The organism is Streptomyces sp. NPDC000594 (genome assembly GCF_040299965.1).
In the GTDB taxonomy this organism is placed as follows: domain Bacteria; phylum Actinomycetota; class Actinomycetes; order Streptomycetales; family Streptomycetaceae; genus Streptomyces.
This window is the reverse complement of sequence record NZ_JBEPCY010000013.1, coordinates 40217-64772: the sequence shown is the minus strand read 5'-3', so window position 1 is coordinate 64772 and position 24556 is coordinate 40217. Positions and strand designations below refer to the sequence as shown.

The 24556-nt window shown below is 72.9% G+C and carries 31 protein-coding genes; 27 read left to right on the top strand and 4 right to left on the bottom strand.

What is annotated here, in order from left to right; translation table 11 throughout:
• Window positions 1-74: 74 nt before the first annotated feature.
• The gene (locus ABT354_RS19665; protein WP_351495405.1) at window positions 75-317 is read right to left on the bottom strand and encodes a DUF397 domain-containing protein; all 243 of its coding nucleotides are present in this window, start codon (window positions 315-317) and stop codon (window positions 75-77) included.
• Window positions 314-1204, bottom strand: a complete 891-nt coding sequence (locus ABT354_RS19660; RefSeq protein ID WP_351495403.1) for a helix-turn-helix domain-containing protein — start codon at window positions 1202-1204, stop codon at window positions 314-316. The genes ABT354_RS19665 and ABT354_RS19660 overlap by 4 nt, the downstream gene beginning before the upstream one ends.
• Window positions 1205-1413: 209 nt before the next feature.
• On the opposite strand from ABT354_RS19660, the gene ABT354_RS19655 reads away from it, so the two are divergent.
• Genes ABT354_RS19655 through ABT354_RS19620 form a run of 8 tightly spaced genes read left to right on the top strand, consistent with a single transcriptional unit; the run spans window position 1414 to window position 8435 of the window.
• On the top strand, window positions 1414-1545 hold the full coding sequence (locus tag ABT354_RS19655; protein WP_351495401.1) for a hypothetical protein: 132 nt from the start codon (window positions 1414-1416) through the stop codon (window positions 1543-1545).
• Window positions 1542-3008, top strand: coding sequence for a transcriptional regulator, XRE family protein (locus ABT354_RS19650; RefSeq protein ID WP_351495399.1), 1467 nt, complete (start codon window positions 1542-1544; stop codon window positions 3006-3008). The genes ABT354_RS19655 and ABT354_RS19650 overlap by 4 nt, the downstream gene beginning before the upstream one ends.
• A 32-nt stretch (window positions 3009-3040) precedes the next feature.
• Window positions 3041-4048: an asparaginase gene (locus ABT354_RS19645; protein ID WP_351495397.1), complete on the top strand. Its 1008-nt coding sequence runs from the start codon at window positions 3041-3043 to the stop codon at window positions 4046-4048.
• Between the two features lie 30 nt (window positions 4049-4078).
• Window positions 4079-4540 (top strand): PPC domain-containing DNA-binding protein, encoded by a 462-nt coding sequence (locus ABT354_RS19640; protein ID WP_351495395.1) that lies wholly within the window; start codon window positions 4079-4081, stop codon window positions 4538-4540.
• A 27-nt stretch (window positions 4541-4567) separates the two neighbouring features.
• Entirely contained in the window at window positions 4568-5827 is a 1260-nt protein-coding gene (locus tag ABT354_RS19635; protein ID WP_351495393.1) for an NsdA family TPR-like regulatory protein, read from the top strand.
• Window positions 5824-6345: an NUDIX domain-containing protein gene (locus tag ABT354_RS19630; protein WP_502983453.1), complete on the top strand. Its 522-nt coding sequence runs from the start codon at window positions 5824-5826 to the stop codon at window positions 6343-6345. Before ABT354_RS19635 ends, ABT354_RS19630 begins: the two co-directional genes overlap by 4 nt.
• A gap of 38 nt (window positions 6346-6383) precedes the next feature.
• The gene (locus tag ABT354_RS19625; RefSeq protein WP_351495391.1) at window positions 6384-7685 is read left to right on the top strand and encodes a tetratricopeptide repeat protein; all 1302 of its coding nucleotides are present in this window, start codon (window positions 6384-6386) and stop codon (window positions 7683-7685) included.
• A gap of 9 nt (window positions 7686-7694) precedes the next feature.
• A complete protein-coding gene (locus tag ABT354_RS19620; RefSeq protein ID WP_351495389.1) occupies window positions 7695-8435 on the top strand; it encodes a 2'-5' RNA ligase family protein in 741 nt (246 codons plus the stop codon).
• Here the strand turns inward: ABT354_RS19620 and ABT354_RS19615 are convergent.
• Window positions 8428-9414 (bottom strand): aldo/keto reductase, encoded by a 987-nt coding sequence (locus tag ABT354_RS19615; RefSeq protein ID WP_351495387.1) that lies wholly within the window; start codon window positions 9412-9414, stop codon window positions 8428-8430. The two genes, ABT354_RS19620 and ABT354_RS19615, sit on opposite strands and share 8 nt — an antisense overlap.
• Before the next feature lie 8 nt (window positions 9415-9422).
• Window positions 9423-9887, bottom strand: a complete 465-nt coding sequence (locus ABT354_RS19610) for an ATP-binding protein (protein ID WP_351495385.1) — start codon at window positions 9885-9887, stop codon at window positions 9423-9425.
• 621 nt (window positions 9888-10508) lie between these two features.
• Between ABT354_RS19610 and ABT354_RS19605 the strand changes: the two genes are divergently transcribed.
• The 19 genes from ABT354_RS19605 to ABT354_RS19515 all read left to right on the top strand — a co-directional run bounded on the left by ABT354_RS19605 (window position 10509) and on the right by ABT354_RS19515 (window position 24478).
• Window positions 10509-10901 carry a hypothetical protein gene (locus tag ABT354_RS19605; protein ID WP_351495383.1) on the top strand — a complete coding sequence of 131 codons (393 nt, stop codon included), beginning with the start codon at window positions 10509-10511 and terminating at the stop codon, window positions 10899-10901.
• Window positions 10902-10950: 49 nt separating this feature from the next.
• Entirely contained in the window at window positions 10951-11841 is an 891-nt protein-coding gene (locus tag ABT354_RS19600) for a DUF6302 family protein (RefSeq protein WP_351495381.1), read from the top strand.
• 385 nt (window positions 11842-12226) lie between these two features.
• Window positions 12227-13843 (top strand): ATP-binding protein, encoded by a 1617-nt coding sequence (locus ABT354_RS19595; RefSeq protein ID WP_351495379.1) that lies wholly within the window; start codon window positions 12227-12229, stop codon window positions 13841-13843.
• Between the two features lie 47 nt (window positions 13844-13890).
• Complete coding sequence (locus ABT354_RS19590; RefSeq protein WP_351495377.1) at window positions 13891-14325, top strand: roadblock/LC7 domain-containing protein; 435 nt, start codon at window positions 13891-13893, stop codon at window positions 14323-14325.
• The gene (locus ABT354_RS19585; protein WP_351495375.1) at window positions 14322-14708 is read left to right on the top strand and encodes a DUF742 domain-containing protein; all 387 of its coding nucleotides are present in this window, start codon (window positions 14322-14324) and stop codon (window positions 14706-14708) included. The genes ABT354_RS19590 and ABT354_RS19585 overlap by 4 nt, the downstream gene beginning before the upstream one ends.
• On the top strand, window positions 14695-15267 hold the full coding sequence (locus ABT354_RS19580; protein ID WP_351495373.1) for a GTP-binding protein: 573 nt from the start codon (window positions 14695-14697) through the stop codon (window positions 15265-15267). Before ABT354_RS19585 ends, ABT354_RS19580 begins: the two co-directional genes overlap by 14 nt.
• The gene (locus tag ABT354_RS19575) at window positions 15264-15797 is read left to right on the top strand and encodes a GAF domain-containing protein (protein ID WP_351495371.1); all 534 of its coding nucleotides are present in this window, start codon (window positions 15264-15266) and stop codon (window positions 15795-15797) included. Before ABT354_RS19580 ends, ABT354_RS19575 begins: the two co-directional genes overlap by 4 nt.
• Window positions 15798-15835: 38 nt before the next feature.
• The gene (locus tag ABT354_RS19570; RefSeq protein ID WP_351495369.1) at window positions 15836-17023 is read left to right on the top strand and encodes an acyl-CoA dehydrogenase family protein; all 1188 of its coding nucleotides are present in this window, start codon (window positions 15836-15838) and stop codon (window positions 17021-17023) included.
• Between the two features lie 103 nt (window positions 17024-17126).
• Complete coding sequence (locus ABT354_RS19565; RefSeq protein ID WP_351495367.1) at window positions 17127-17471, top strand: hypothetical protein; 345 nt, start codon at window positions 17127-17129, stop codon at window positions 17469-17471.
• Between the two features lie 107 nt (window positions 17472-17578).
• Window positions 17579-17971 (top strand): hypothetical protein, encoded by a 393-nt coding sequence (locus ABT354_RS19560; RefSeq protein ID WP_351495365.1) that lies wholly within the window; start codon window positions 17579-17581, stop codon window positions 17969-17971.
• Window positions 17968-19122 carry a hypothetical protein gene (locus tag ABT354_RS19555; protein WP_351495363.1) on the top strand — a complete coding sequence of 385 codons (1155 nt, stop codon included), beginning with the start codon at window positions 17968-17970 and terminating at the stop codon, window positions 19120-19122. The genes ABT354_RS19560 and ABT354_RS19555 overlap by 4 nt, the downstream gene beginning before the upstream one ends.
• Window positions 19119-19562 (top strand): NUDIX hydrolase, encoded by a 444-nt coding sequence (locus tag ABT354_RS19550; RefSeq protein WP_351495361.1) that lies wholly within the window; start codon window positions 19119-19121, stop codon window positions 19560-19562. Before ABT354_RS19555 ends, ABT354_RS19550 begins: the two co-directional genes overlap by 4 nt.
• Before the next feature lie 49 nt (window positions 19563-19611).
• On the top strand, window positions 19612-20019 hold the full coding sequence (locus ABT354_RS19545) for a hypothetical protein (RefSeq protein ID WP_351495359.1): 408 nt from the start codon (window positions 19612-19614) through the stop codon (window positions 20017-20019).
• 48 nt (window positions 20020-20067) lie between these two features.
• On the top strand, window positions 20068-21126 hold the full coding sequence (locus ABT354_RS19540) for an NUDIX domain-containing protein (RefSeq protein WP_351495357.1): 1059 nt from the start codon (window positions 20068-20070) through the stop codon (window positions 21124-21126).
• Window positions 21126-21608, top strand: a complete 483-nt coding sequence (locus ABT354_RS19535; protein WP_351495355.1) for a hypothetical protein — start codon at window positions 21126-21128, stop codon at window positions 21606-21608. Before ABT354_RS19540 ends, ABT354_RS19535 begins: the two co-directional genes overlap by 1 nt.
• Complete coding sequence (locus ABT354_RS19530; RefSeq protein ID WP_351495353.1) at window positions 21605-22312, top strand: helix-turn-helix transcriptional regulator; 708 nt, start codon at window positions 21605-21607, stop codon at window positions 22310-22312. The genes ABT354_RS19535 and ABT354_RS19530 overlap by 4 nt, the downstream gene beginning before the upstream one ends.
• Window positions 22313-22419: 107 nt before the next feature.
• Complete coding sequence (locus ABT354_RS19525; RefSeq protein ID WP_351495351.1) at window positions 22420-23169, top strand: hypothetical protein; 750 nt, start codon at window positions 22420-22422, stop codon at window positions 23167-23169.
• Window positions 23169-23990, top strand: a complete 822-nt coding sequence (locus ABT354_RS19520) for a hypothetical protein (protein WP_351495349.1) — start codon at window positions 23169-23171, stop codon at window positions 23988-23990. The genes ABT354_RS19525 and ABT354_RS19520 overlap by 1 nt, the downstream gene beginning before the upstream one ends.
• Complete coding sequence (locus ABT354_RS19515; RefSeq protein WP_351495346.1) at window positions 23987-24478, top strand: hypothetical protein; 492 nt, start codon at window positions 23987-23989, stop codon at window positions 24476-24478. The genes ABT354_RS19520 and ABT354_RS19515 overlap by 4 nt, the downstream gene beginning before the upstream one ends.
• The last annotated feature ends 78 nt before the right edge of the window (window positions 24479-24556 follow it).

The following is a 24556-nucleotide window of genomic DNA, read 5'->3' as shown; positions in this document are numbered from 1 at the left end:
CAAGACGACAGTCATCGGGGGCGTGCCAAGCGTGGCGCCCCCGATGACGTTGGTCCGGTGCCGGGCGCTGCGGGTCAGCCGGTCGAGGTGAAGTGATCGAGCTCGCCTTCTCGTACGCCGCGGAGGAAGGAGCGGATCTTCGAGGGGGTGAAGACGAGCGGTGTGTGGCTGGGGTTCTTGGTGTCGCCGATGAGGACGTGGCCGGCGGCGGTGCCCATCATGACGCAGTCGCCCCCGCCTCCGCTGTGGGAGGAGACCACCCAGTGGACCTGGGTGAGGTCGAGGCAGGCGGGGTCGGGCTTGGGGTGGTGGGTCATGTCCGCAGCTCCTTGATCATGTGCTGGAGACCGATGCGCGGGTGGTCGGGCGGCAGGGCCCGGTCCCACAGTCCGGAGTGGACCTCGGTGTAGGTCCGGACATCGGTCTTCCCCTCGAAGTACACCGAGTGGGTCATGGTCTCCACGCACACCAGGTCCGGGGTCGTGTCGTCGAAGTGGAAGACGACGAACGGCCCGGCTACTCCGGGGTGGATCAGAGGTTCGAACGGCAGGATACGGATCTCGTGGCGCTGCTCGCCTGCGGCGTCGAGGAGGTGTTCGAGCTGCTCCCGCATGGCGGCGGGGTCGCCGACGGAGCGGGTGAGGGCCCGCTCGCAGATCAACGCGCGGAAGCGCTGGTCGCCCTGGGCAAAGGTCTTCTGCCTGCTGATGCGCAGGGTGGCCAGGCCCTCCACCTCGTCCGGGGCGAGGTCGGGGCGCAGGAGGGCGATGAGGCGGCGGGCGTAGCCGTGGGTCTGGAGCAGGCCGGGGATGAGGTCGGTCTGGTAGCTGGTGATCTGGTCGGCGCGGCGTTCGAGGCCGAGGAAGGGCTCGAAGTGCATGCTCGTGATGAGTGCGCTGTGCGTGCGCCAGAGAGCGGGGCGCCGACGGCGGGTGGCATCGACGCTGATGAGGCCGAGGACCTGGGCTGTCTTGTCGGGGCCGGCGCCGTAGTGGTCGAGGAGAGCTTCGGCCAGTTCCCTGGTGACACGCCGCTTGCCCTGCTCGATTCGGCTCAGGGTGCCCGTGTCGGACCTGATGCCGCGCTCGCGGAGGTCGGCGACGACCTGCGCGAGATTGAGGTCACAGGAGTCTCTCAACTCCTTGAGCGCACTGCCGATCTGGCTGCCCGGGAGGGAGGCGGCGGGCTCGTTGGTCTGCGGCATGAGCGGTAGTCTGCCCGGTCCGGCGAAGGGCTACAACCGGTCAACCACGCAAGTTACAAAGCAGATTGCGCCATGAGGTTGCCAACTGCGTGATGCAGGAGCATTCTAGCGAGAGTCACCGTGTGTGTTGCCGCTGTTGCCTCGTGTTGGCATATGCCGCTGATCGCTGTGCCGGTGACGGTCCGGGCCCCTTGTGCGAGGAGGGCTGAATGCCGTGCCAGACGCTGTCCCGCGTGCCGCTCCAGCAGCTCCTCTGGGGCGACTGGGCCGTGTTCGACACGCGCTTCGAGGAGACGACCCGGCAGGTGGGCGCGGAGCTCGGGTCGGTGGCGGTGTCATGATCGGCCGTCCGATCCTGCTTGGAGTGTTCCTCCAGGAGCGGGGGTGGGAGAGCTGGCCGGTCTTCAGCCTTCACTTCAACCGCACGGCCGTGGAGCTCGCGCGGGAGACGGGGGTCGCGCAGCTCGCCCGGGTCACCGTGCCGAGGAGCACCTTCCAGCGGTGGCTGGCAGGCGGCTCGCGCCCCCGGCGGGACGCCGCGATGATTCTGGAGCGACTGCTCGGGTACCCGTGCGACGCGCTGTTCTCCTCCGCGCCGGGTCCCGTTGCAGTGGGGAGCCGGGCCATGGGCACGGTGCTGGAGCAGACGTGGCCGACGTCCCGCTTGTGGACATCCGGCGCCGACACCGGGGTGTGGGAGCTGTCCGGTCGTCTGGCGTGGGACGGGACGACGGCAGCGGTGGCATTCCAGTCCGCGACTGCGGAGGGGCAGTTGGTGGAGCTGGGGGAGGCGGGCGTGCTGGAGTCGTTTCTCCGGCCGGTTCGCCGCGGGTTCGTCGTCGGCTCCGACCAGGAAGCCGGCCGCCTGTTCCTGGCGGACGCCTCGGCCCACCGGGCGCCCGGAGGGGCCAGGGGTGGAGCGGCGTTGCGGGTGCCGGAGGCGTATGAGCTGGACGACCTGACGTACGGGCTGGTGTGGTCGGTGGTGCAGCTGGACGACGCGCTGCTCGCGGATGACCGGACCTTGTACGAGGCGGAGCCGACGTTCGAGGCTCATCTGGGGATTCCGCGGTCGGCGCCGAGCCGTCTGGGGCTGGAGGAGTTGTCGGCCGCCGGGCGTCAGTGGGCCGGGTCGGCGTTCTGCGCCCGCTACATCCAGCGGCAGATCGAGGGGGAGAGCGGGCTTCCCGTGTTCTGGACGCGGGAGCAGAGCGGCGAGGAGTGCGCGCCGTGGCTCGTTTTCCGCCACAAGATCGACTACTTGGCGTCGCTGTCCGCGCGGTTCGCCGGCGCGGGCGCCCCGCTGTGCCGGGTGTTCTGTCTGCCGGAGGCGTCGGTGTCCGCCTGCCCGCGGTACGAAAGGATTCTGCTGTTCCTCACGCTCGCGCTGATGGAGCTGCACGGGGTGCGGGTGCAGGTGGTCACCGAGCCGATGTACGCGGCGGTCGACGGGTTCGTCCTGGTGCCCGGGGAGCGGGCGGTGGTGGCGACCTGGGTGCGGACGGATGCGGTGTGGCAGGCGTACACCACGAGCGAGCGCGCGGCGGTGCGGCAGTTGGAGGAGCCGTTCCGGCACGCGGTACGCGACGGGATCATCGAGGGTGCGGATCCGGCCGGGAGGCTGCGTGCGGCGGCGGATTATCTGGCCCTGGACTGGTCCTGGCTGCTGCAGCGGTGCGAGGCTCTGGGGGAGGCGGGCGTCGGCGGGGTGGTCCGGCCGCGGAGCCGTCTGCTCACGCTGTCCGCGCTGGACCGGGTTCTGCGGTACGTCGGCAGCCTGTCCAGGGCGGCGGTCCTCTCGTGATGTCCCTGGTCTCCTTCCCGGAAGGTTCGTCTGTGTCGTCTTCGGTTGCGGTGCCGCGCGGCGCCGTTGGTGTGCTCTCCCTCGGCGGCACGATCGCCATGGCCCACGCGCCCGCGTCGGGCCCGGACGGAGTGGTTCCCCGGCTGACCGGCGCTGATCTCGTTGCCGCCGTACCGGATCTGGTGAACGGGCCGGAGCTGTGGTTCAGCGACGTGCGCCAGGTGCCCGGAGCTTCGCTCGGCATCGACGACATTGCCGAGCTCGCCGAGACGCTTCACGCGTGCGAGGCCGCCGGGGCGGCCGGGTTCGTCGTTACCCAGGGCACGGACACGCTGGAGGAGACCGCCGCGCTGCTGGATCTGCTGTACCGGGGCTCGGCGCCGCTGGTGCTGACCGGGGCGATGCGCAACCCGACGATGGCGGGGGCGGACGGCCCGGCCAACCTGCTCGCGGCCGTGCGGACGGCCGCGGACCCGGCGGCGCGAGACCGCGGGGCGCTGGTGGTCTTCGCCGACCAGATCCACGCCGCGCGCCATGTCCGCAAGACGCACAGCACGAGCCCCGGCGCCTTCGCCTCCCCGGCGGCCGGGCCGGTCGGGCACATCACGGAGGGCCGGGTACGGTTCCACTTCTCCTTCACCCGCACCCGGAACATCCGGGTGCCGTTCGTGCGCCGGGCCGAGGTCGAGGTGATCCCCGTGTCCCTGGGCAGCGGCGGGGTCTTCCTCGACGGGTTGGAGGAGCGCCTGGACGGCGCGGTCGTCGCGGCTTTCGGCGCCGGGCACGTCCCGGCCGGGTGGGTGACCCGCCTGGAGGAGATCGCCGCCCGTATCCCGCTCGTGCTCGCCTCCCGGACCGGGGCCGGCCCTGTGCTGTCCGGGACCTACGGCTTCGCGGGATCGGAGACGGACCTGCTGTCCCGCGGGCTCATCAGCGCGGGCGACCTCGACCCGCTCAAGGCGAGGCTGCTGCTGCTCGCCCTTCTGCGGTCCGGCACCAGCCGGTCGGCCATCTCGGACGCCTTCACCACCCTGCCCTGAGCATCACCGATCGAAGTGAGGTAACCCCGCGTGCGCGCCACCGAGTTCACGAGAGGCCGCGAGTTCGCTCTCGCCCTCGACCACGGCGAGGACTTCTACACCGCGCTCACCGCGTTCTGCACCGAGCACGAGGTCCGCTCCGCGTTCGTCCCGGTGATCATCGGGGCGTTCCGCTCCGCCCGTCTCGTGGGCGCGTGCGAGCCACCGGCCGACCTGGAGGCGCCGGTCTGGGCCGAGACGGTGGTGGAGTACACCGAGGCCCAGGGCAGCGGCACCCTGGCCTGGGACCCCGACACCGGGACCCTCGCCCCGCACATCCACATCTCCACCGGCCTCAAGCACGAGAGCGCCCACGGACGGGTCGGGCATCTGCTGGGCGCCGAGGTCCAGTTCATTAACGAGATCCACATCGTGGAAGTCGCCCACCCCCGTCTCCTGCGGCGGCGCAACCCCGGGCTCTACGAGGTGCCGCTCCTCGGGTTCGACACCTGACAGCGGACCGGCGGAGAGGAGCGGCAGATGGCGAGGGCGACCCGGTTCGGACAGGTGGTCCGGGAGCGAGGCTGGACGTACGAGACGTTCTGCGTGCACTTCGGCCGCGCCGCGAGGGACGTCGCGCAGCGCGAGGGTGACCGTCGGCTGGCCTCGCTGATGGTTTCGCGCAGCACCTTCGAGCGGTGGGTTTCCGGCGACATCAAGAACGTGCCCCGCAGTGCCGCCAGCCGGATTCTGGAACACCTCTTCGGCGAACCGGCCGCAGTCCTCTTTTCCAGTTCCGATGTCCCCTCCCATCTGCCTGGCCTGGGCGTCCTGGTCCTCGACGTCCCGGAGCCGATGACCGACGATCCCTACCTGGCGGCGATGGAGAGCTTCAGGAACACCGACCGCCAGCAGGGCGGGGGGCACCTGTATCCGGCCGTGCTGCACTACCTGCGCACCACCCTCACCCCCGCGCTGGTCGGCGCCACGGCTCTCCCCGGCGGGGACACGGCCTTCCGTGCGGCAGCGGCGCTGACCGAGATGGCCGGGTGGATGGCCCATGACAGCGGCCGGGACGCGCTCGCCCTGGACCACTTCACGCACGCGCTGCGCCTGGCCCGCGGGGTCTCCAACCCGTCTGTCGCGGCGAACGTCCTCTCCGCGATGAGCCATCTCGCCCTGCAGAACGGCCGCTCCGACCAGGCCCTCCAGCTCGCCCGGACAGGGCTCGCCAGTCTCAATACGTCTGCTCCGGTCCCGATACTGGCCGCCCGGCTCCATGCCATGGAGGCCCGCGCCCTGGCGCACGGGCACGACCGTGCCGGAACCCACCGGGCCCTGGATGCCGCCCGCCGCCAGCTCGACCGGGTTCCCGCAGAGCCCGTAGCCGACTGGGTCGCCCCCTTCGACCAGGCCGCGCTCACCAGCGAAGCCGCCTGGGCCCACCACGATCTCGGCGACCTGACCGCCGCCGCGGTGGAAGCCCAGCGCGCGGTCACTCTCCGCGGACCCGACCGGCGCCGCAGCCTCGCCTTCTCCCAGCTCTGCCTCGCCCGCGTGCTCCTCGCCCAGGACGAACTGGACGCGGCGTGCGCGGTCGGCCACGACCTGCTGAACGCGTGCGCCGACCTCGGCTCCGTACGCATCACTCAGCAGCTCAGCGGCCTGCAGAACGCGTTGCTCCCCCGGCAGGCCCAGAGGACCGTGGGTGACCTGCTGACCCGCATCGCCGACACCGCCCGGCACCGGCGGCTGCTCTTCCCCCCACCAGGCCCGGGCGGGGAACAATCCCCTCTATGACGAGCATGAGGACACCGCGCCCCGGCGAGCCGGGCTGGATGGACTATCTGGCCGAAGGCAATGCCAAGCAGGCCCGCAAGCGGGTCTGCGCCGACGCTCTCATCCGCGATCCCGAAGGCCGTCTGCTCCTGGTCGATCCCAACTACAAGGCCGGCTGGGACCTTCCCGGCGGCATGGCGGAGGCGAACGAGTCCCCGCTCGACGCGCTGCGCCGCGAACTTGGCGAGGAACTCGGTCTGCACATCCCCGTGCAACGGCTCCTCGTCGTCGACTGGGTCGCCCCGCACACGCCCTGGGACGATCTGGTCGCCTTTGTCTTCGACGCCGGAATCCTTGACCCCGACCGAGCCGCCACCGTGCGCCCTCACGACGACGAACTGACCGCGTGCGCGTTCTTCGCCCCCGCCCGGGCACTGCGGCATCTTCCTGCACCGCAGCGCCGCCGCCTGGAGCAGGCCCTGCCCGCGCTCGCCACCGGGCAGACGGCCTACCTCCACAACGGAGTACCCGCCTGGTGACGCCGCCCGCCCTCCCGGGCACGGAAGGAGCCGCCCCGATGTCCCGCACCACCGTCTTCGCCGTCCAGCTCCGGCAACGCGGTCTGGAGACGTTCGAGAAGTTCAGCATCGCCTTCGGCACGGCGGCGGCCCGTGCCGCCGTCGCGGAGCGTGATCCGCGTCTGGCGGGCGTCATCGTCTCCCGCTCTTCGTTCGACCGCTGGGCGGCCGGTCAGCTCAAAGGGCGTCCCCGCCGCGAGGCGGCCACCGTCCTGCGCCACCTGTTCGACATGCCCGTCGACCAGCTCTTCCAGGAGACCGGCCAAGGGACCGGCGCGGAGCCCTTCGACAGCCCGGCGCACATCAGTGCCCAGACCCATCTGCTCACCGGCTCGAACGCGGACCCCGCACTGCTCACCATGGTGGACACCTCGCTGACGGGCATCATCGACCGGTACGAAGCGCTGGGCCCCCACCAACTCGCGGGCGAGGCACGCCTGATGCGCTCCATGCTCCACACCCTCCTCGCCGGCCGGCAGCCACCCGGGCCACGCGCCGAGCTCTTCCGCCTCGCCGCCCAGACGGCCGGGCTCCTCGGCTACATGGCCGTGAACGCCGGAGCGGGCTTCGCCACCGTCGACGCGTACTGCACCGAGGCCGAACACCTCGCCCGCGAGATCGGCGACACCGGCACGCTGATGTGGACCGCCGGAACCCGCTCGCTGGGCCTCTACTACACCGGCCGCTACACGGAAGCCGACGTCGCGGCCCGCGCGGGCATCGACCTGGCGCCCGACCACCCGCAGGCCATCCGCCTCCTCGTCAACGGCCGCGCGCGAGCCCTGGCCCGCACCGGCGACCGGCGCGGCGCGGAAGCGGCCATCGGCAAGGCCATGGCCCTGTCCGACCAGCAGCCCGTACTCCCCGGCGGCATGACCTCATGCATCGCCTTCACCCCCTACTCCATGGCCCGCACCCTCGCCAACGCGATCACGGCCCGGCTCTCCCTCGGCGACACCCCCGACGTCCTGCACCACGCCGCCGAGATCGACACCCTCCTCGCCCGCTCCTCCTCGGACTGGAGCCGCGCCCTCGTCGGCCTCGATGTCGCCACCGCGCTGCTCCACCAGCCCACGCCCGAGGTCGAACAGGCGATGGATCTCGGCCGCACCGCCCTGACAGCCGGCGCCTCCGCCCCCATCCGCTCCGTCTGGCAGCGCGCCACCGAACTCCACCAGCAAGCGGCCCGCTGGGACACCCAACCCTCTGTACGGGACTATGCCGACATGCTGCACTCCTGGAGTTCCCGTCCCCAGGCCGCGCCCGTCGTCGCGGCCACCGCCACCACACCCCGGTTCTAGGACAGGCTCGTGCTCATCGACCAGAAGACCGACAGCAGGTCGTTCCCCGCAGACCCGCCGGCGGACCCCGACGACCCGGAGTCCATCCTCGGCAACGACTGGACCGCTTTCACCACGCTCCAGCAGATGGGCGACCACTGGGACCGCCCCGGCTGGCCGCCCGGCCACCGCGCCTACTACTGGATGCTCCTGCCTCACTCGCCCCAGCTCACCGCCCTGACCCGGCACTGCCAGGACCACCTCGCGCCGTTCGCGCTGGACCTCGTCCCGGACGACGGACTCCACATCACGATGGCCAAGATCGGCAACCGCACCGACGTCGCCACCCACCGGCTTGACGCCTTGGCACGGACGGTGGCCGCGGACCCGCCGCCCGCGTTCGACGTGCTCGCCCACCCGCTGACCGGCTCCCGCGGCGCGGTGCGCTACAGCCTCACCCCTTGGAGCCCGCTGATCTGCGTCCACGCGGCCCTGACCCAGGCAACCCGGCAGCACGGGCTCCCCGGGGGGCGCCCCACCACCGGTTTCCGTCCCCACCTCGGCATCGGTTACCACAACCGCCACCGCGCAGCCCGGCCACTCATCGACGCCGTCGCCGAACTCCGCGGTCTTCGCCCTGCACTCCTGCGGGCAGAGCGGGTAGATCTCGTCGAACTGAGGCGCGAGAACGCCGGCTACCGGTGGGACGTCCTCCACACGGTGCCCCTCGCCCCACTCCGGCCCGACCCGGCGCCTGGGCGAACTACCTGAGCACCGGGGACCCGTCGGAGCGCAGAAGGGCGGAGCACTCCTCCCACGCGGACAACTCCTCGTCATCCAGCGGCGGCCCGAGGCCGGTGAACACCTCGTCCACCTGGCGCGCGGTGCTGAACCCGACCAGGGTGACCGCGTGCGGCGCGCGCTGGAGACACCACCGAAGTGCCACCCGAACCAGCACACCCGGTGCATCGCCGAAACGCCGGTGCAGCGCCGCCAGTCCACCGCCGACCGCGTCCCGGAGACCGGTCGGCAGATCGGACAGCAGCCGGTCCCCGCCCGCCCCGCCGGCCAGCAGGCCATGAGCCAGCGGGGACGCCAGGATCAGCCCGGTCCCGTGCCGCCGGGTGAAGGCGGCCAGGTCCTCGCCCTCCACCTCGGCCATGGGCAGCAGCACATTGCAGCGGGTCCAGACCACGTCCGGCCGGATCGCACGGAACACGGTGACGAAGCGGTCTGCGGCGGCGCTCCGCTCAGCCGGCCCGGCCCCGTACGGGGCATACGGGCCGCGCAGCCCGACCGCACCGATGTACTCCAGCTCCCGTAGTGCCCCCATCTGCTCGGCGACGATGTCCAGATAGCGGTCCTGGGGCCCGAAGTCGTGCGAGTCGAGCACGTACACGTCGACGCGGTCGGTGTAGAGGTTGTCCAGCGTCTGCTCCAGCTGGTGCTGGATCCGCTTGCCGGCGTACGGATGCGGCGCGGACCCCCGAAGGCGCCCCACCTTGCTCACCAGATGGGGCGGTTCCTGGAGTTCCCTCAGCAGCCGACCGACGAGCCGCTCGGCGTGCCCGTTCCCGTAGTGGTCCGCGGTGTCCACCAGCATGGCCCCGCACTCGATTCCGCGGCGCAGCGCCGCGAGTGCCCGACCATCGCCGCCCCGCCCGGGGGCGGGGTCGCCGAGCCGGGCGCAGTGCAGTCCCAGCGGGCGGGTCCACAGGCCGCGAGCGAGGTGTCGGGGCTCCAGGTCCACCGGGTGTATCACCGGCTACCGCCGGTCAGGCGAAAGGCGGCCAGGACGAGCGTCCCGCTCGTCACCTCCCGCACGGTCCACCAGGTTGTGAAGCCGGCGATCAGCGTCAGACCGCGGCCCGACTCCGCAAGCGGAGCCTCCACTGTCGCGTCACCGCTGCCCGGCGAAGCAGCACCGGGCAGGGGCCCGCGCCAGACGCCCGGGTCGAGAACGCCCACCACGGCCCCCTCCTCGAAGAACTCCCACTCCATCATCCCGACCCCGCCCCCGTGAGCCGCAGCGTTCGCCACGATCTCGTCCACCACCAAGGCGACCTCGCAGATCTCGTCCTCACTACCGCGGCCCGCCAGGAGCGTGTGCGCGAGGCACCGGGCCTCCCTCGCGGGACGAGAGCAGCTGGCCAGGTCGCGCCGCTCGGCACCAACCATCTCCCCCAGCCGTACGGCACGGCGGTCCTCACTGGTCGTCAGCACTGAACACCTCGACAAGCCTCTGGTCCTCACGGGACCGTGTTCGGCCCACTCCAGACTTACGCCGACACCCCTCGCCGCGATACGGCTTCCGCTTGCCCACTTCCCCCCACTTCACCACCGGGAAATTCGAGCATCTGCGGACAACACCGCGTTAAGACGCAACGGGACGCGCCGAGGCGAGACGAGCCGTCGCCTCGCAGATACCGGTTCCTTACTCCACTCAAGGCCCTTCGATTCCGGCAGGTACTCACCTGACCTGCGGAGATCATCTGGGCCACTTCACCCGCCCATCCACAGACGAAGCCTTTAACCAGCCATAGCCAAGTTTGTCAACCGCTTCGAGTGAAGTGGAGAGAAGTGGGCAAGGTGCATGCCCCTACCGCACCGGGAAGGGATCCCGTCGCTCAAATTGACCTAAATGCTCCGCTTTAGCGAGTGGAGTGCCACTGGTTTCGGCCCCGCAGCAACCCCCGGAAGTGGGGTGAAGTGGGGGCCTGTTCCGCCGTCGACAACAGCCAGACCTTTGCGAAGCTACTCGACAGATGGATCACTGCCGAGCCAAGGCGCACCGCCAGTCCTCGGTTGCCCCAGCTCGTGATGTCCACCGTCGGGAGCCTCCACATGAGCAAGTACGTCTCGCCCGTCCCGGTACTCGTTGCCACCCGGTGCCGGGACGCCGGTCTCGACGCGGTCGTGGTGCCGGTACGGGAGGGCCGCAAGGCCATCTGTTCTCTGGAGAAGGATGCGGTCTTCGAGCCCGTGGCGGCGCCGGTGCCGTTCCTGCGCGGTTCGGAGAGCGTGACGCTGCTGGTCCTCGCGGGCACGGGAACCGTCCTGGCGGACCTGCGCGGCGTGCGAATCGCCACCGGCGCGGAGGTGATTCCGCTGCCTCCGACCTGGGAGGCGGTGTGGGGCACCCCTCCCTGGCACCCCCGGGTTCGGCAGCCCGCGGTGCTCCCGGCCGGGAGCACTCTCCGCCCGGTCCTGGAGAGCGCTCTGTCCGCCCGGGTGTAGCACCCCGGCGCCGTCCGTGTTGTCCTCACCTCTTTCGATGGGAACGGTCATGACCCCCTTTGTCTGCACCACCGAGCCGGTGAGCATCGCCCGCACTGTGTCGGGCGGTTCGTACGACGGCGCAGCCAGCGTGGTGTCGGTCGAGGCGCCGCAGGCGGCCTCCGCCTACCCGGTCGCGGCCTGCTCGCTCGCCGATGCGGCGCTGCTGACGGGCGCGGTGGCGCTGAGGGTTCCGGGCTGCCGGGAGCCGCTGCTCGCGGTTCCCGTGGGCGAGGGCCGGCTCGGCGGACATGTGTCCGTTCCCCGTCTGTTCGCCGGGGAGGCCGCCGCAGTGCTGGCGGCGCTGCCGGGGTTCGCAGAGGCGCGGACGGCTCCGGACGGGCGCGGCGGTCTGATGGTGGTGTGGGGCGCGATGTGCCCGGAGCGGATCAGCGACGCGGGCCGCCGCCGCTTCTACCGGGGCGCGGGCTCGGGCCGGGCGAAGGACGGGCCGTTGGCACTGCGGGATGTGGTGCTAGTGGACGCGCTCGCCCACGGCAGCACGGTGGGGGCGCTGCTCGCGTGCGGGCTGGTGGCCAGTGAGCGGGAGGTCCACGAGCGGCTCGCCGTGGCCGGTGAAGCACTGGCCGGGTGGCGGGGGATGACGTGGACGGCCGTCGCGCACGCCGCGGTGTGCCGGGGCGTGGTCCCGGCCAGGCCGGGCGTGCCGGTGAACCTGGGACCCGCGGGGCTGGCGCTGTTGAACGCCTGGGCGAACGGAGCGCCCCGGGAGTGGATCCCCGACCTGACCGGCACCGCGGCGGGCGCGGCGTTGAGGCTGGAGACCACGGTGCTCGGGCAGCTCGGCGCCCGGTCGGATCTGCACGCCGTCCTGCGCGGCCACGAGGCCGGTCTCCTCACCCGGGACGCGGCGGTGGCCGGCTGGGGCCGGGGTCCGTGAGACGGCCCGGCCCCTAGGACGGCCGTCCCGGAGCGCGCCCCTTTGCTCCGGCCCCGGAGGCTTCCCCCCCGTGGCCACGGGTCCGGAGGCGCCCGGGACGGTCCGCGGGCCCGCACGTCGCCACCGGCGCCGCACGCCGGAACGGCTGAACGACGTGCGGGCCCGACAGGGACCCTCGCGTATCCCCAGTCCGGGTCCGGGGCGGTGGCGATCCGTCACCGCGCCAGACCACCGGACCCGCCCCGGGGATCCAAGGGGGCGAGGACCGCGGTGCCGGTGGCGCCGTGTCCTCCCGGCTGCCGCAGGACTTCGGGAACCTGCGGCAGCCGCCTCACCCTGCCAACCAACCACCCTATTCATCCGCTTTGTTGACGTTTGAGGATTCATGAGACTGTCCCTGCCGTTCGCTCGCCGGTCCGCGCGCCGTGAACGCGACAACGCTCCGCCGGCCGTCCGCGTGACGCGCGGGTGGCGGTTACGGCTGCGCTCCCGGAGCTGGGGCTCGGCGCTGGCCGGGGCGGCGGTGCCGACGGGGGCGTGGGCGGCGGGCGCGGCCGGAGCCGTGGCCTGGCCGTGGACGGCGGCCGGAGCGGCGGCGGCCGGTACGGGGGTCGTGCTGCTGGGCGCCCGGCTGGCCCGCGGTGACGCGGCGAAGATCGTCGCGGAACGCGCCGGGGAGTCGGCGGCGCTGCGGGAGGCCGAGCGGCAGCGGGATGCCGCCCGGGCCGCGGCGTCCGCGTGGACGGACCGGTACCGCGCGGTGATCGCGGAGGGCAGGACTGCCCTCTACACCGCGCTCGGCCACCCCGCGCCGCCCGCGCACGCCGCGGATGCCGATCCCTTCCGCGCGGTCGACCGGGCGCTGACGACCGTGCTGTCCGAGACCGCGGCGGCGGTGGAGCAGCTCGGCCGGGAGGCGGGCGCCGACCGGGAGGCCGAGGTCGTGCTGAGCGTCGCCCCGCGGCTGCACGGCACGATCAGCCAGCTCCTGGACGTGCTGGAGGTGCTGGAGCACCGGATCGAGGACCCGGAGCTGCTGCGGGTCGTGTTCCGGGCGGAGCTGTACGCGACGCTGGCACGACGCTACTGCGAGAGCCTGATGGTGCTGGGCGGGGAGAACTTCGCGGGGAGCCGGGAGCCGGTGCCGCTGGGGACGGTGGTGCGGCAGGCGAGCGCGGAGACCATGCACCACCGGCGGGCGGCGGTGAAACCGCTGCCCCCGGAAGGCGTGTGGCTGGTGGGGTATGCGGGTCCGGCGGTGACACATCTGCTGTCCGCTGTGATGGACAACGCGCTCTACTTCAGCCCGACGGATACCGGTGTCGAGATCCGGGCGGAGCGGTGCCCGGAGGGTCTGCGGATCGAGATCGAGGATCACGGGCTGGGCATGGGCGCGGACGCGCTGGCGGCGGAGAACGGGCTGCTGGCCGACCCCCAGCCCCGGACCGTGCTGAACCGGCTGCGGGACAACAAGGTGGGCCATGCGGTGGTCGCGCGGCTGGCCTCCAAATACAGCATCGCCGTCGAACTGCGGGCGAAGGCCGCTCCGGAACACGGCGTCGTCGCCTCCGTCGTCCTGCCGGCGGAACTGCTGCTCACCCGGTCCCAGCTGCCGCCCGCCGCCCGGCCGCCCCGTCCACGCCCTGTCCTTGCGAGCACGCCTCCCGCCGCGCCGCCGGTCCCCGCAGGCCCGCGGGCGGACGGGGGCAGCCGTCCCGGCCTGCCCCGCCGCGCCGCCGCCGCGCCCACCGCCCAGGAGCCAGACCCCGCACCGGCACCGGAAGTGGCCGGGGCAAGGCCCCTGCTGCCGCGCCGCACACGCCGCACCGGTACCGCTTCCTCTTCCTCTTCCTCCGGGCCGGACCGTGCCACCGCCGCGGCCACGCCGTCGCCCACCTTCGCGGGCGCCTTCTTCACCGGCGCCCGCCAGCCCGCCGGGGAGCCTGCGCCGCAGGGCGCGAGCGACACGGGCGACGGTGCCGTTCCCCAGCCGCAGAGCTGACCCCCCTCCCCTCCCCCCTTTTGTCCGTGAACGCCAAGGAGTGCTCGATGAACAGCCATGACACCGCACAGTGGAAGCTCAAGGGCCTGGAGTGGCTGCTGGACGACTTCGCGTCCCTGATCGGGAACAACGCCCGCGCGGCCCTCGCCTCGCAGGACGGGCTGGTCGCCTCCTTCACGAAGTCCCTGAGCGAGGACGAGGCCGAACACCTCGCCGCCGCCGCGTCCAGCCTCCTCAGCCTCAGCAAGGCGACCGTCAAAGCCGCGGGCGCCGCCATAGAGGACGAGGCCGTCCGGCAGGTGATCATCGAGCACAAGAACTGCATGATCTTCGTAATGGGCGCCGGCGAGGGCAGTGTCCTCACCGTTGCCACCGACCCCGGTGCCGATGTCGGCCGCGTCGGGTACGAGATGACCCAGCTGGTCAAGAAGGTCGGCGAGCACCTCGCCACCCCGAACCGCACAGCGCCGGAAGGCCGGTGACCGGCGTGCGGCCCGGATGGCAGCCCACCACCCGCATCCCCCTCTACGCCCTGACCGACGGGCGCACCACACCCGAGCTGACCCTCCGGCTGGAGACCCAGGTCCGGGCCCTCCCCGAACCCCCGGCCGCAGGACTGCCCGACGAGCGGCGGCGGCTGCTCGACCTGTGCGCCGACGCCGACCGCTCGGTCGTTGAACTCGCCGGAACGCTTCACCTGCCGGTGCCGCTGGTCATGGTCATGGTCTCCGACCTCATCAAGGACCGGGCGCTGCGCATGGTCATCCCCCATCCCACCGATGAGGAGTACCGCCCTGCGCTGATCAACGCGTTCCTCACGGGCCTTCAGACCCGGTGGGGGGTGAGCAGCGGTGCCGGATGCTGAGTGGCTCGTGAAGATCGTGGTCACCGGCGGGTTCGGCGTCGGCAAGACGACCCTGGTCGGCGCGGTCAGCGAGATCCCCCCGCTGCGGACCGAGGCCGTCCTCACCCAGGCGAGCGCCGCCACCGACTCCCTGACCGGTGTCGAGGGCAAGACGACCACCACGGTGGCCCTGGACTTCGGCCGGCTCACCTTCGCCGAGCCGCCGATGAAGGTCTTCTTCTTCGGAACCCCCGGACAGGCCCGCTTCTCCCACGGCTGGACGGATATCGCCTACGGCGCCGTCGGCACGATCCTCCTGGTCGACACCTCCCGCCTTCAGGACAGCTTCACGAGCCTCACCTTCGCCGAGGAGCTCGGGATCCCCTTCGTCGTCGCGGTCAACCAGTTCGAGCACGATCCCAACCGGTACACCCCCGCGGAGATCCGCGACGCCCTCGAACTCGCCGCCCATGTGCCCGTGGTCGCCTGCGACGCCCGCGAAGCCGAGTCCGTCGCGCACGTGCTGGCCGCCCTGCTCACCTCCCTGACCAGCCCGTCGTCCTGTGGAGCACCCCTGTGACCCGCCACCCCGACCCCGGTGCCCTCCCGGCCGGCTTCTCCCGCACCCGGCGCCTGGCCGAACTCGGGCTCCACTCCGTTCCCCGGGGCGACCTCGACGAAGCAGCGGCCGTCCTCGGACAGTTCGTGGGCGCGGCGTTCGCGTTCGTCAACCTCCTCGGCGACGACGGGCAGTACTTCGCCGGCCTGTACCGGGCTCCCCGACCCGACCTCCCGCTCCTGCCACGCACCATGCCGCTGACCCACGGGTTCTGCCCCTCCCTCATGGCCCGCAACGGCAACGCGCTCGTGCTGACCGACACCCACGACCACCCCCGGCTGCGCGCGAACCCCGTCGTCGACGAGCTCGGCGCCCGCACCTACGTCGGCGCCCCCCTGTTCGACCCGGCCACCGGCCAGACCCTGGCAACCGTCTGCTTCATCGACACCGACCCCCGCCCCCAGGAGACCGAGCACGACCTCCTGCGCGTGATCAAGACCCGCCGCGACCACCTCAACCCCCGCCTCTTCCACCCGGACCTGACCCCGTGACCCCCGCGCGCCCCGCAGCCCCCGCCGAGAGGAGATCCATGCCCGCCCACGACGCCCTGCGCACAGCCGTTCGGGACTTCGCCAGATCCGAGATCACCCCCCGCATACCCCACATGGAGGCGAGCGGGGAGATCGAGCACGTCCTCGTGAAGTCCATGGCCGCCCAGGGCTGGTTCGGCGTCACCATCCCCGCCGAGCACGGCGGACTGGGCGCCGGCCACGAGGCCAAGAGTGTCGTGATCGAGGAGATCGCCCGGGTCAGCGCGGCGATGGGCGCCGCGTTCCAGGCCGCCGTCCTCGGCCAGGCGATGGCGCTGCACCTGGGAACCCCGGAGCAGCAGCGCCGGTGGCTGCCGGGGTTCGCCGACGGGTCGTGCCTGCCCTCCATCGCGGTGACCGAGGAGCACTCCGGCGGGCACGTCCTGGGCATGGAGTCCACCGGCCGCCGCAGGAACCGGGGCGGGTGGGTGCTGAACGGGCGGAAGGTGTTCGTCGGGAACTCGCTCATCAGCCAGGTCCACTGCGTGGTGGTCCGCACCGGCAAGACCCTGACGGCGTTCCTCGTCGAGGACGACCGCAAGGGCGTGAGGAGCACGCCGCACGAACCCCGTCTCGGCCTGCGCGGCTTCTCCTACGGCGAACTGGTTCTCGACGACGTCCGGGTCCCGGACGAGAACCGGCTCGGCGAGGTCGGCGACGGGCTCACCGCCGCCTACTCCAGCTCGGTGCTGTACGGGCGGCTCAACCTCGCGGCCGTCGCGGTCGGGATCCACACGGCGACGCTGGAACAGACCACCGCCCATCTCGACGGGCGGCCCCGGGTCGCCGGACAGGGCGTGGTCCGCGCACGGCTCGCCCGGATCGACGCCGGTCTGCGGGCCTCCCGCCACCTCGTCCACCACGCCGCCCGCCGGCTCGACCTCGGCGAGCCCTGCGATACCGACCTCCTGACGGCCAAGTACCAGGCCGTCGAAGGCGTTCTCGAAGGCACCGCCCTCGCCATGCGGAACCACGGCGCGGCCGGCCTGCTCGCCGACCTTCCGATGGAGCGCTTCTTCCGCGACGCGCAGTGCGTCGAACCCCCCGCCGGGACCGGCGACGTCCAGCTCCACCGGCTCGCCGAGGAGCTCCTCACCCCGGGGCGGCACGTCCAGTGGTCCGAGCGGTTCGCCCGGCCCCTCACCCCGCCCACCCCTCGTCCATGGGCCCTGGCCCCCTCCGCCTGACCCGCCGCCACCATCGGCCCCCGAACCCGGAAGTCACCGTGCACCATCACCCCGTACGCCACCCCGGCACCCCGATGTTCGCCCACCCGTTGGGGCGGGGCCGGTGAGCGACACCCGCGAACCCGCCTCCCGCCCGTGGCGGCCACCATCCTCGTTCGCCCACACCGCGCTGACCGCGGCCGGTGCCCTCACCCTGGGCACGCTCCACCTGATCGCCGCGACCGCGCTGCTCACCGCGGTCCTCGCGGAACCCGCACCGCCGCCGGACGGCCATATTGCCGCCCGGCAGACGGCCACCCTCCACGTCCTGATCGCCGTCGCGGCCGAGGCGTTCGCGGTGACGCTGACCGCCGCGCTCGCGTCCGGCCTGCGGATGCCGCGCTGGTGGCTGGGCGGCCCGGCGCTCCTGATCACCGCAGCCGTCGCCGTCCAGCTCCACAGCCTCTGACCACCCCGCCCTCGCTGAACCCTCTTCCTCCTGGACCCGACATGACCGTGCTGCTCGCCCCGCCCGCACCGTTACCCGTATCCGCTCCCGCGTCGTGCGATGACGCGGTGCGGGAGACGCTCGTGTTCCTCACCACCGCCTGCGGTCCCGTGCGGGTAGGCCCCGAGTGGGAGGCGGTACTGCTGCCCGCGGACCGCGCCCGCCGGGCCGTGGACCATCTCGTCCGCCGAGAGGCGCCGCTCGGTGCCGTGTTCGCCGACGGCCCGGTGTGGGGGTTCGTGGTGCCGCCCGGATCCGGCACACCGGTCTGGCCCGACGGCGCCGACTACCGGCCCGCGGGGACCCGGGTCACCCTCCCCGTATCGCCCGGGCCGGGCAGCACCGGCTCCCTGCCCGGGCGGTGGGTCCGGTACCCCGCGCCGGACCGGGTCTTCACCGCGCCGCTCCTGCTGCACCAGGTCGCCACCGCCCTCACGCCCGGGACGGAGGCCGCCGCATGACCACCGTCACCCCTTCCGTGCCGGTGCTGGACACGAAGGCCCGGGAGACGCTCCGGGCCGACATCTCCCGGGCCGGGCGGCTGCCCCAGCCCGGCCGCACCGCGGCGCCCGCGCTCGCCCAGGACGCCGCCGGCCTCACCGAACGCCTGCGGCACTGGGCCCCGGTGGCCCGATCCTGCCGCCACGCCGACACCGGATCCCCGACCGCGACCGCCCGGTGGGACACCCTCCTCGCCGAAGCGGACCGCGCGCCGGAGACCGCCCCGACCACCGAGTGCGTGATCCGCCTCGCCACCGCGCTGCGGGAACTCCTGCGCGCCGTCACCCTCACCACCCAGCCCGGCCCCACGATCGCCGACATCGCCGCGCACCTCACCACCGGCATCACCGGCGGACGGTACCCGGCCGGATCCGCGCTCTCCCCGAAGCAGCTCACCACCGACCTCGGCGCCCCGCGCGCCCGCGTCCAGGACGCGCTCGACGACCTCGCCGCCGACCGGCGGCTGGAGGTGCGCGGAACCCGGTACTTCGTCCCCACCACGCACGACGCCCTCACCGCGCAGGCCCACTGCATCGCCGACCGGCTCCGCGCGCAGATCGCCGCCGGCCTCCATCCACCGGGCAGTCGGCTGCCGGTCACCGATGTCCTCGCCCGCCGCTTCGTCTGCCAGCACCCCCCAGTCACCGCGGCCCTGCACCTCCTCGCCAACGACCTTCTAATCGACCTCCCGGTCTCCGGCCGGGCCGAGATCCTGCCCGCCGCCCGCACCCTGCCCCCAGGACCGCGGGCCGACCCGCTCCCGCCCGGCACCCCGCACCCCACCGGCCCGGCCGCGGACCGGCTGATCCACACCGTCCGCCAGCAGTGGCTGCGCCGCACCCCCGTCACCGACACCGACGTCCACGCCCAGTGGATCCAGCTCCGCGCCCTCGCCGCCGCCCGCGTGCCAGCACGCCGCAACGCCGCGCACGGCCGGGAAGCCCGGGCGCTCGCGGAACTCGCCGCCGCCGCTCTGCCCGACACGGTGTGGCTGCGCCCGTGGCACCTGGCCGTCCTCGCCGCCGCCCTGCGCGCCGTTCCCGGGGAGCGCGTCCACGCCGGTGCCGCCCCGACCGGCCGTCGGCCCGTCGCCCGGTCGGGAACCTCATGACCACCCCCAGTCCTGATGCCGCCGGAGAGACCGGGCCGGGGCCGGCCGCCGGGGAGTCCGGAGCGGTGAGCGTCGCCCTCGCGGTCATCCAGCTGCGCGGGGCCGTCCTGCTGATCCGCTCGCCGGAGGACAGCGAGCCGCGCTGGCGGTTCCCCGGCGGGAAGGTCGAGCCCCGGGAGAAGCCCGAGCGGGCCGCCGCGCGCGAGACCCGCGAGGAAACCGGCCTCCTCGTCGAAGCCGGGCAGCTGATCGGCGCCCGGATCCACCCGCAAACGGGCCGGCACCTCATCTACATCGCCTGCACCCCGGCCGGCGGCACCGCCTACCGGGCCTCGCCCCGGGAAGTCGCGGAGGTCGCCTGGATCCCGCGCCACCTGGCTCTCGGCACCTATCTGCCCGGCCTGTTCGAGCCCGTCCACCACTTCCTCGCCGCCCCGTAGCCCGGGAGCAGTCGTGCCCCGCACCCTCGCCCGAAGGACCCCGCCCGTCATGCTGACCACCACCCCGCCGACGCCCGCGTTCCTGGCCGCCCGCCGCACCGGGATCAACCGCGGCCTCGAAGCCCGCGTCCAGGGACGCCTCGTCGTCGTCCCCTACACCCTCGCCCTCCCCGGCCGCGGTCATCAGGACCACCTCGCCGAGCTGAAGGGCCTGGCCGCCCGGCACGAGTGGGAGCTCACCGACACGGAGCGGGACGACTGCGGCGACCTCGACCCCGCCCTGCGCCGGGGCTGGACCTGTGCCGTGCGGCGGCTGGCCGACGGCCGTGCCCACGCCATCGCCGCCGTCAGCCAGGTCACCGTCAGCGCCCACCCCGCCCTCTACGACCGGGAGCTGGACCGCATTCAGAGGTCGGGCGGCGGGCTCTACCTCCTCCGCCCCGAGACCCAGCTCTGACCACACCGGATGCCCGCCGCCCTCAGCCACCGGAGACGAACCACCGCCATGCCCACCGCGCCAACGAACACCTCACCGCCGAGCACGGCCGCGCCGCCGCGGACGCCGTGCGACGCCGCCGCGGTCGTCAGCCACCAGGGCTGGACCCTGCTCGTCCTGGGCCGTCGGGCCCGGGGCGAGTTGGTCTGGCAGTTCCCCGCCGGACGCGTCGGGGACGGGGAACAGCCGCAGGAGGCGGCGGTCCGCGGGGTGCGGGAGGTGACCGGGGTCGACGCCGTCGCCGTCCAAGTCCTCGGTGACCACGGCCGGCCCGGGGCCCCGGAGGGTGTCGTGCATGTGGGGTGCTCGCTGGCGGCGAGCAGCCGCGCGGCCTACGTTGCTGCCCCGCAGAGGATCGCCGGGACGGCCTGGATCGCCGACGGAGACCTTGACGGCTACCTCGCGGCCACTGTCACCGGTCCCGTACGGCGGTACCTCGGCCTGGACCGGCGAACAGTGCACACCGGGCCGGGCGGGACCCCGGCCGCCCCGCCCCGTCTGCGGACCCGCACCCCTGGTACCGGTGAACGGGTCGGTGTCCCGGCGCTGTTCCTGCCGTCCGGTGGAGACCTGGGGCTGGCGGTGCTCCGGCACACGGCCGCCGGGGGGAGCCTGTGGGAGGCGGCCCGCGCCCTGGGGACGGCGTACTGGGACGTGCGGGACGCGCTGCTCCGGACAGCCCGCGGTCTGTGCCCGGAACTGCCCCTGATGGGTACATTTTTTCCGGTGCCGCGGTGGCTCGTCCGCCCCGTGACCCGTGCGGTCGCCCGGGGGCTGATCACCACGGAGCATGTCCCCGCGCCCGCCGGCGCCGAGGGCCCGCTGGTCCTTGACGGCGCGGACCGGTTACTGGCCGAGTTCGTGACCGGCGGGCTGGGCGACGTGCAGATCGCCCGCCGACTGGGCCGCACCGCCGACGAGAACACGGACGCGGTACGCACCCTGCAGCGCCGGGCCGCCGCCTCGAACCGGGCGCACCTTGCCGCCGTGCTCCTCCTCCACGCCACCTCCCTGTCCTCTTCCGATCCGGCTGTCCGCCCGCAGCCCTCGCACCGGCAGGACCCCTGATGCCCCGAACCCGAACCAGCCTCTCCGCCGCCCGCCCCGTCTACGCCCGTGCCACTGCCGGGGAACTGCTGATGACCCTGGCGGCGGGCCTGACGACGACCGAAGCGGCAAACCGTCTGCGGATCCCGGTCGGCGACGTCCAGACGCTCCTCACGGAGGCCGCAGCACGGTACGGGGTCCGTGCCCGGCCCGCGCTGGTGCACGCCGCGATCACCGCCGGGGACCTCACCGCCGCCAAACCCGCACGGGGCGGGGACCTGCCAGTGTTCACCGAGGGTGAGGCGCGTTTGTGGCATGCGCTCGCCACCCGCTCCGAGAACCTGGCCATCGCCCGGGCCGCCGGGCTCGACCCGCGCGATCTCCCGTCCCGGATCGGCCGGCTCCGTGTACGGGCCAGGGCCCGTACCAACGCCCAGCTCGTCGCCCTCGGGCACACCCTGAACGTCCTGACCACCCGACCAGTCCCGGAGCCGGCGCGATGAGCCATCCCGCCGAACGCTCGGCTTCCCCTGCCCTCCTCGGGGCGCCGCAGCACCGTCAGCAGACAGGGACGGAGAACCTCGTCACGGTGGACGTACGCGCCGACGACCTGGTGTCGCAGACCGGGATGACCAACCTGCTGCGCTCCAGCCCCAAGATCCGGATCCAGAACAAATCGGACGACCCGGCTGCGGTGATTGTGCTGGTCGTCGACGCACTGGACGAAGCCAGGCTGGATACGCTGCGCACGATCCGGCGTACCACTTCAGCACATCTGATGCTGGTGGTGACACACCTTGAGGCCCACCAGATCGCGGAAGCGGCCGAGTGCGGCGTTCTCGGGATTCTGCGGCGCGGACAGATCACCTCCCACCACCAACTGGTGGATGCCGTTAAGACGGTCGGGTCAGGGTTGGGCTATCTGCCTGCGGATCTACAGGGGGCCCTGCTGGGCCAGATCGGACGTCTGTACCAGAGCCACCGCCAGTCGGAAGCCCTGACGGTGTTTGCCCTGATGAAACTGAGCCAGCGGGAGAGGGAGGTCCTGCGGGACCTGTCGCATGGGCACGAAATCGCCGAAATCGCTGAACGCCAGAACTTCTCCGTGCGCACGGTCAAGTACACGCTCCACGGCGTAACAGGGCGGTATCAGCTCCGGAATCGCACCCACGCCGTCGGCATGGCCCTGCGGAAGGGGCTGATCTGATGCAGCCCGCCGCCCCCACCCGTCGCACCGGCGGCACCCGGCCGGAGCCTTGCCGCCGCCCCACCGCGGATCGCTCCGCACGTCCGTCCCCCATGAGGAATGTCCCGATGACCACGCCCGCCCCCGGGCCGGATCCGGCCGACCACGACACCCCCTCCCGCGCTCTGATTGACGCACTGAACGTCCGGCAGTGGAGCCCGCTTCCACGCCATCACCACGCCGGCCGGAGTGACGAGACGCTCGTCATCACCCTGACCCGGGCAAGCGGCACCCTTGCCGGCATCCCTCTGGACGACTTCGCCGAGCCCCGGGCCGGCACGCTCGAACAGGCGCTGCGAGAGCGGGGCATAGAGGTACGGGTCGATGTTGGCGGGCCGTTCGTGCGGGGCCCCCGTTTCACGCTGACGTGCCCGGAGGCCATGAGACGGCTCGCGAACCTGGTGTGGTCGCAGATGCCGCAGGAGCACCAGGCCGCGGTCGAGCTCCGGGCCGCGCTCTGCTCGATCCGCCGCCGTCCGTTCCTGTTCAGGTCCTTACAACTCCCCCGCGCGCTTGACGGGCAGGTCGAGATCGGCCCCCTGACCGTCCCCCAGGCCATCGCCCTCCAGCGCACGCTCGGCGGCCCGGCATTCCGCTACACGGACTGGCGTCAACTGGAAGCCCTGCGACGGCTGGTCCAGAGCCGGGTGCGGCGGGTGATGCCCGGCGTCGCCGTCACCGCCGCGCCCGGGTGCGGACAGCACTCCTGTACCGACACGGTCCGCATCGGGCCCGCCCCGCTCGACCACATCCGCGCCCTGACCGACCGCCTCACCACCGCACCCACCCGTGCGACGCAGCGCGGGGGTGCGCGGTGATGGCCCCGCGCGCGCTCGTGTACGCCAACGATGCGGAGGGGAGCGGGCGGAGCCTTCGACGGCTGCCCGGCCTGACACGGGAGGCCGCCCACCGCGGTTACCACGTCCTGGCCGCCGTGGCGGACATCTCCGGCAAGCCGGTACGGGAACGCAAGGGCATACGGGCGCTGGAGCGCTTCCTTCCGCACGCCGATCTCCTGCTGGTGAACGCGCCCTCCGATCTCGGGGCCAGCGCGGAGCGCGGGAAGTTCCGGCGGTGGCTGGACCAGCGCGATGTCACGGTAGCCGCCCTGCACCCGGAGCCGGGGACCGCCCAGTCCGTGCTCCGGCACCACGGCGGCCTGACCGGGGCCGCGCCGCCGACGGTGCCCTGCCGTCCCGGGACGGTGGACCGGCGCCTCGTCCACGCGGCCGTTCCCGCGGAACTCGGCCACATCCCCGCCCTGACACGGTGCGTGAGGGACCTCTTGACCTGGGCGTTCCTCCGCGACCGCACCGGTGGGCTCGTGCTCGCCCTGCACGAGCTGGCCACCCACTGCATCACCTACACCGATACCCCTGCCTGCTTGAGGGTGACCCTCGAACACCGCCCGGGCGAGGTCCTGGTCCGGCTGCGCGGCCCTGCGACCGTTCCGCTGCCCGTCGCGCCGCTGACCCTGGTCAACCGCCACGCGACCGCGTGGGGCTCCACCACCCGGCCGGGCCAAGGCCGGAACACCTGGATGCGCATCCCCGTCCACGCGGACCCCGACGGCGCCTCCCCTCCCCTCCACCCCACCGCCGCCGGCCGCGGCGGCCACCGAAACGGATCCACCTCATGACACGAACCGTTGACCTCCACCCCGACATCCGGGCCCGCCTCGCCCGTCTCGGCGGCACCATCCCGGACATCTACGCCCGCAAACACCAGACCGTCATCACGCCCGCCGGGCGACGCCCGGTCCCCGTGCCCGTCCGCGCGCTCCTGGCCCTCAGCTGGCCCGACGGCCACACCCTGCGCACCGTCGCCGGGGACCTGTACGACGGCGAAAACGTCATGGAGCTGCCGTGCCGCGACCGTGCCCCCCGGGACGTCCCGGACGGAGGCGCGTGGCTGGCGGTCGGCCACGACCACGCCGGGGGGTACTGGCTCGTCGATCTCGACGAACCCACGACGCCCGATCCGGTACTGGTCCGCACGGGCGGCCCCGGCCTCGGTGACCCCGGCGGGCTGGTGCGCATCCCGTTGTCCCGGCTCCTTACCCACCTCACGGCCCACGGCAGCCCGTGGCCGGACGGCGTCCCCGCCCCGGCACCGGTCCCGGCGTGAACATCCACGGCCCGCACGGGCCGGACCCGCCGCCCGCATCCGCCTCGCCACCCCCCTCGTCTTCTCCCCTTTCTCATC

Coding starts and splice junctions, on each gene's coding strand:
- ABT354_RS19595 (WP_351495379.1), top strand. CDS start 12,227: ATGAGACTGTCCCTGCCGTTCGCTCGCCGGTCCGCGCGCCGTGAACGC.
- ABT354_RS19570 (WP_351495369.1), top strand. CDS start 15,836: ATGCCCGCCCACGACGCCCTGCGCACAGCCGTTCGGGACTTCGCCAGA.
- ABT354_RS19660 (WP_351495403.1), bottom strand. CDS start 1,204: ATGCCGCAGACCAACGAGCCCGCCGCCTCCCTCCCGGGCAGCCAGATC.
- ABT354_RS19525 (WP_351495351.1), top strand. CDS start 22,420: ATGACCACGCCCGCCCCCGGGCCGGATCCGGCCGACCACGACACCCCC.
- ABT354_RS19515 (WP_351495346.1), top strand. CDS start 23,987: ATGACACGAACCGTTGACCTCCACCCCGACATCCGGGCCCGCCTCGCC.
- ABT354_RS19540 (WP_351495357.1), top strand. CDS start 20,068: ATGCCCACCGCGCCAACGAACACCTCACCGCCGAGCACGGCCGCGCCG.
- ABT354_RS19550 (WP_351495361.1), top strand. CDS start 19,119: ATGACCACCCCCAGTCCTGATGCCGCCGGAGAGACCGGGCCGGGGCCG.
- ABT354_RS19635 (WP_351495393.1), top strand. CDS start 4,568: ATGGCGAGGGCGACCCGGTTCGGACAGGTGGTCCGGGAGCGAGGCTGG.
- ABT354_RS19650 (WP_351495399.1), top strand. CDS start 1,542: ATGATCGGCCGTCCGATCCTGCTTGGAGTGTTCCTCCAGGAGCGGGGG.
- ABT354_RS19600 (WP_351495381.1), top strand. CDS start 10,951: ATGACCCCCTTTGTCTGCACCACCGAGCCGGTGAGCATCGCCCGCACT.
- ABT354_RS19590 (WP_351495377.1), top strand. CDS start 13,891: ATGAACAGCCATGACACCGCACAGTGGAAGCTCAAGGGCCTGGAGTGG.
- ABT354_RS19605 (WP_351495383.1), top strand. CDS start 10,509: ATGAGCAAGTACGTCTCGCCCGTCCCGGTACTCGTTGCCACCCGGTGC.
- ABT354_RS19545 (WP_351495359.1), top strand. CDS start 19,612: ATGCTGACCACCACCCCGCCGACGCCCGCGTTCCTGGCCGCCCGCCGC.
- ABT354_RS19555 (WP_351495363.1), top strand. CDS start 17,968: ATGACCACCGTCACCCCTTCCGTGCCGGTGCTGGACACGAAGGCCCGG.
- ABT354_RS19520 (WP_351495349.1), top strand. CDS start 23,169: ATGGCCCCGCGCGCGCTCGTGTACGCCAACGATGCGGAGGGGAGCGGG.
- ABT354_RS19625 (WP_351495391.1), top strand. CDS start 6,384: ATGTCCCGCACCACCGTCTTCGCCGTCCAGCTCCGGCAACGCGGTCTG.
- ABT354_RS19655 (WP_351495401.1), top strand. CDS start 1,414: ATGCCGTGCCAGACGCTGTCCCGCGTGCCGCTCCAGCAGCTCCTCTGG.
- ABT354_RS19630 (WP_502983453.1), top strand. CDS start 5,824: ATGACGAGCATGAGGACACCGCGCCCCGGCGAGCCGGGCTGGATGGAC.
- ABT354_RS19665 (WP_351495405.1), bottom strand. CDS start 317: ATGACCCACCACCCCAAGCCCGACCCCGCCTGCCTCGACCTCACCCAG.
- ABT354_RS19535 (WP_351495355.1), top strand. CDS start 21,126: ATGCCCCGAACCCGAACCAGCCTCTCCGCCGCCCGCCCCGTCTACGCC.
- ABT354_RS19530 (WP_351495353.1), top strand. CDS start 21,605: ATGAGCCATCCCGCCGAACGCTCGGCTTCCCCTGCCCTCCTCGGGGCG.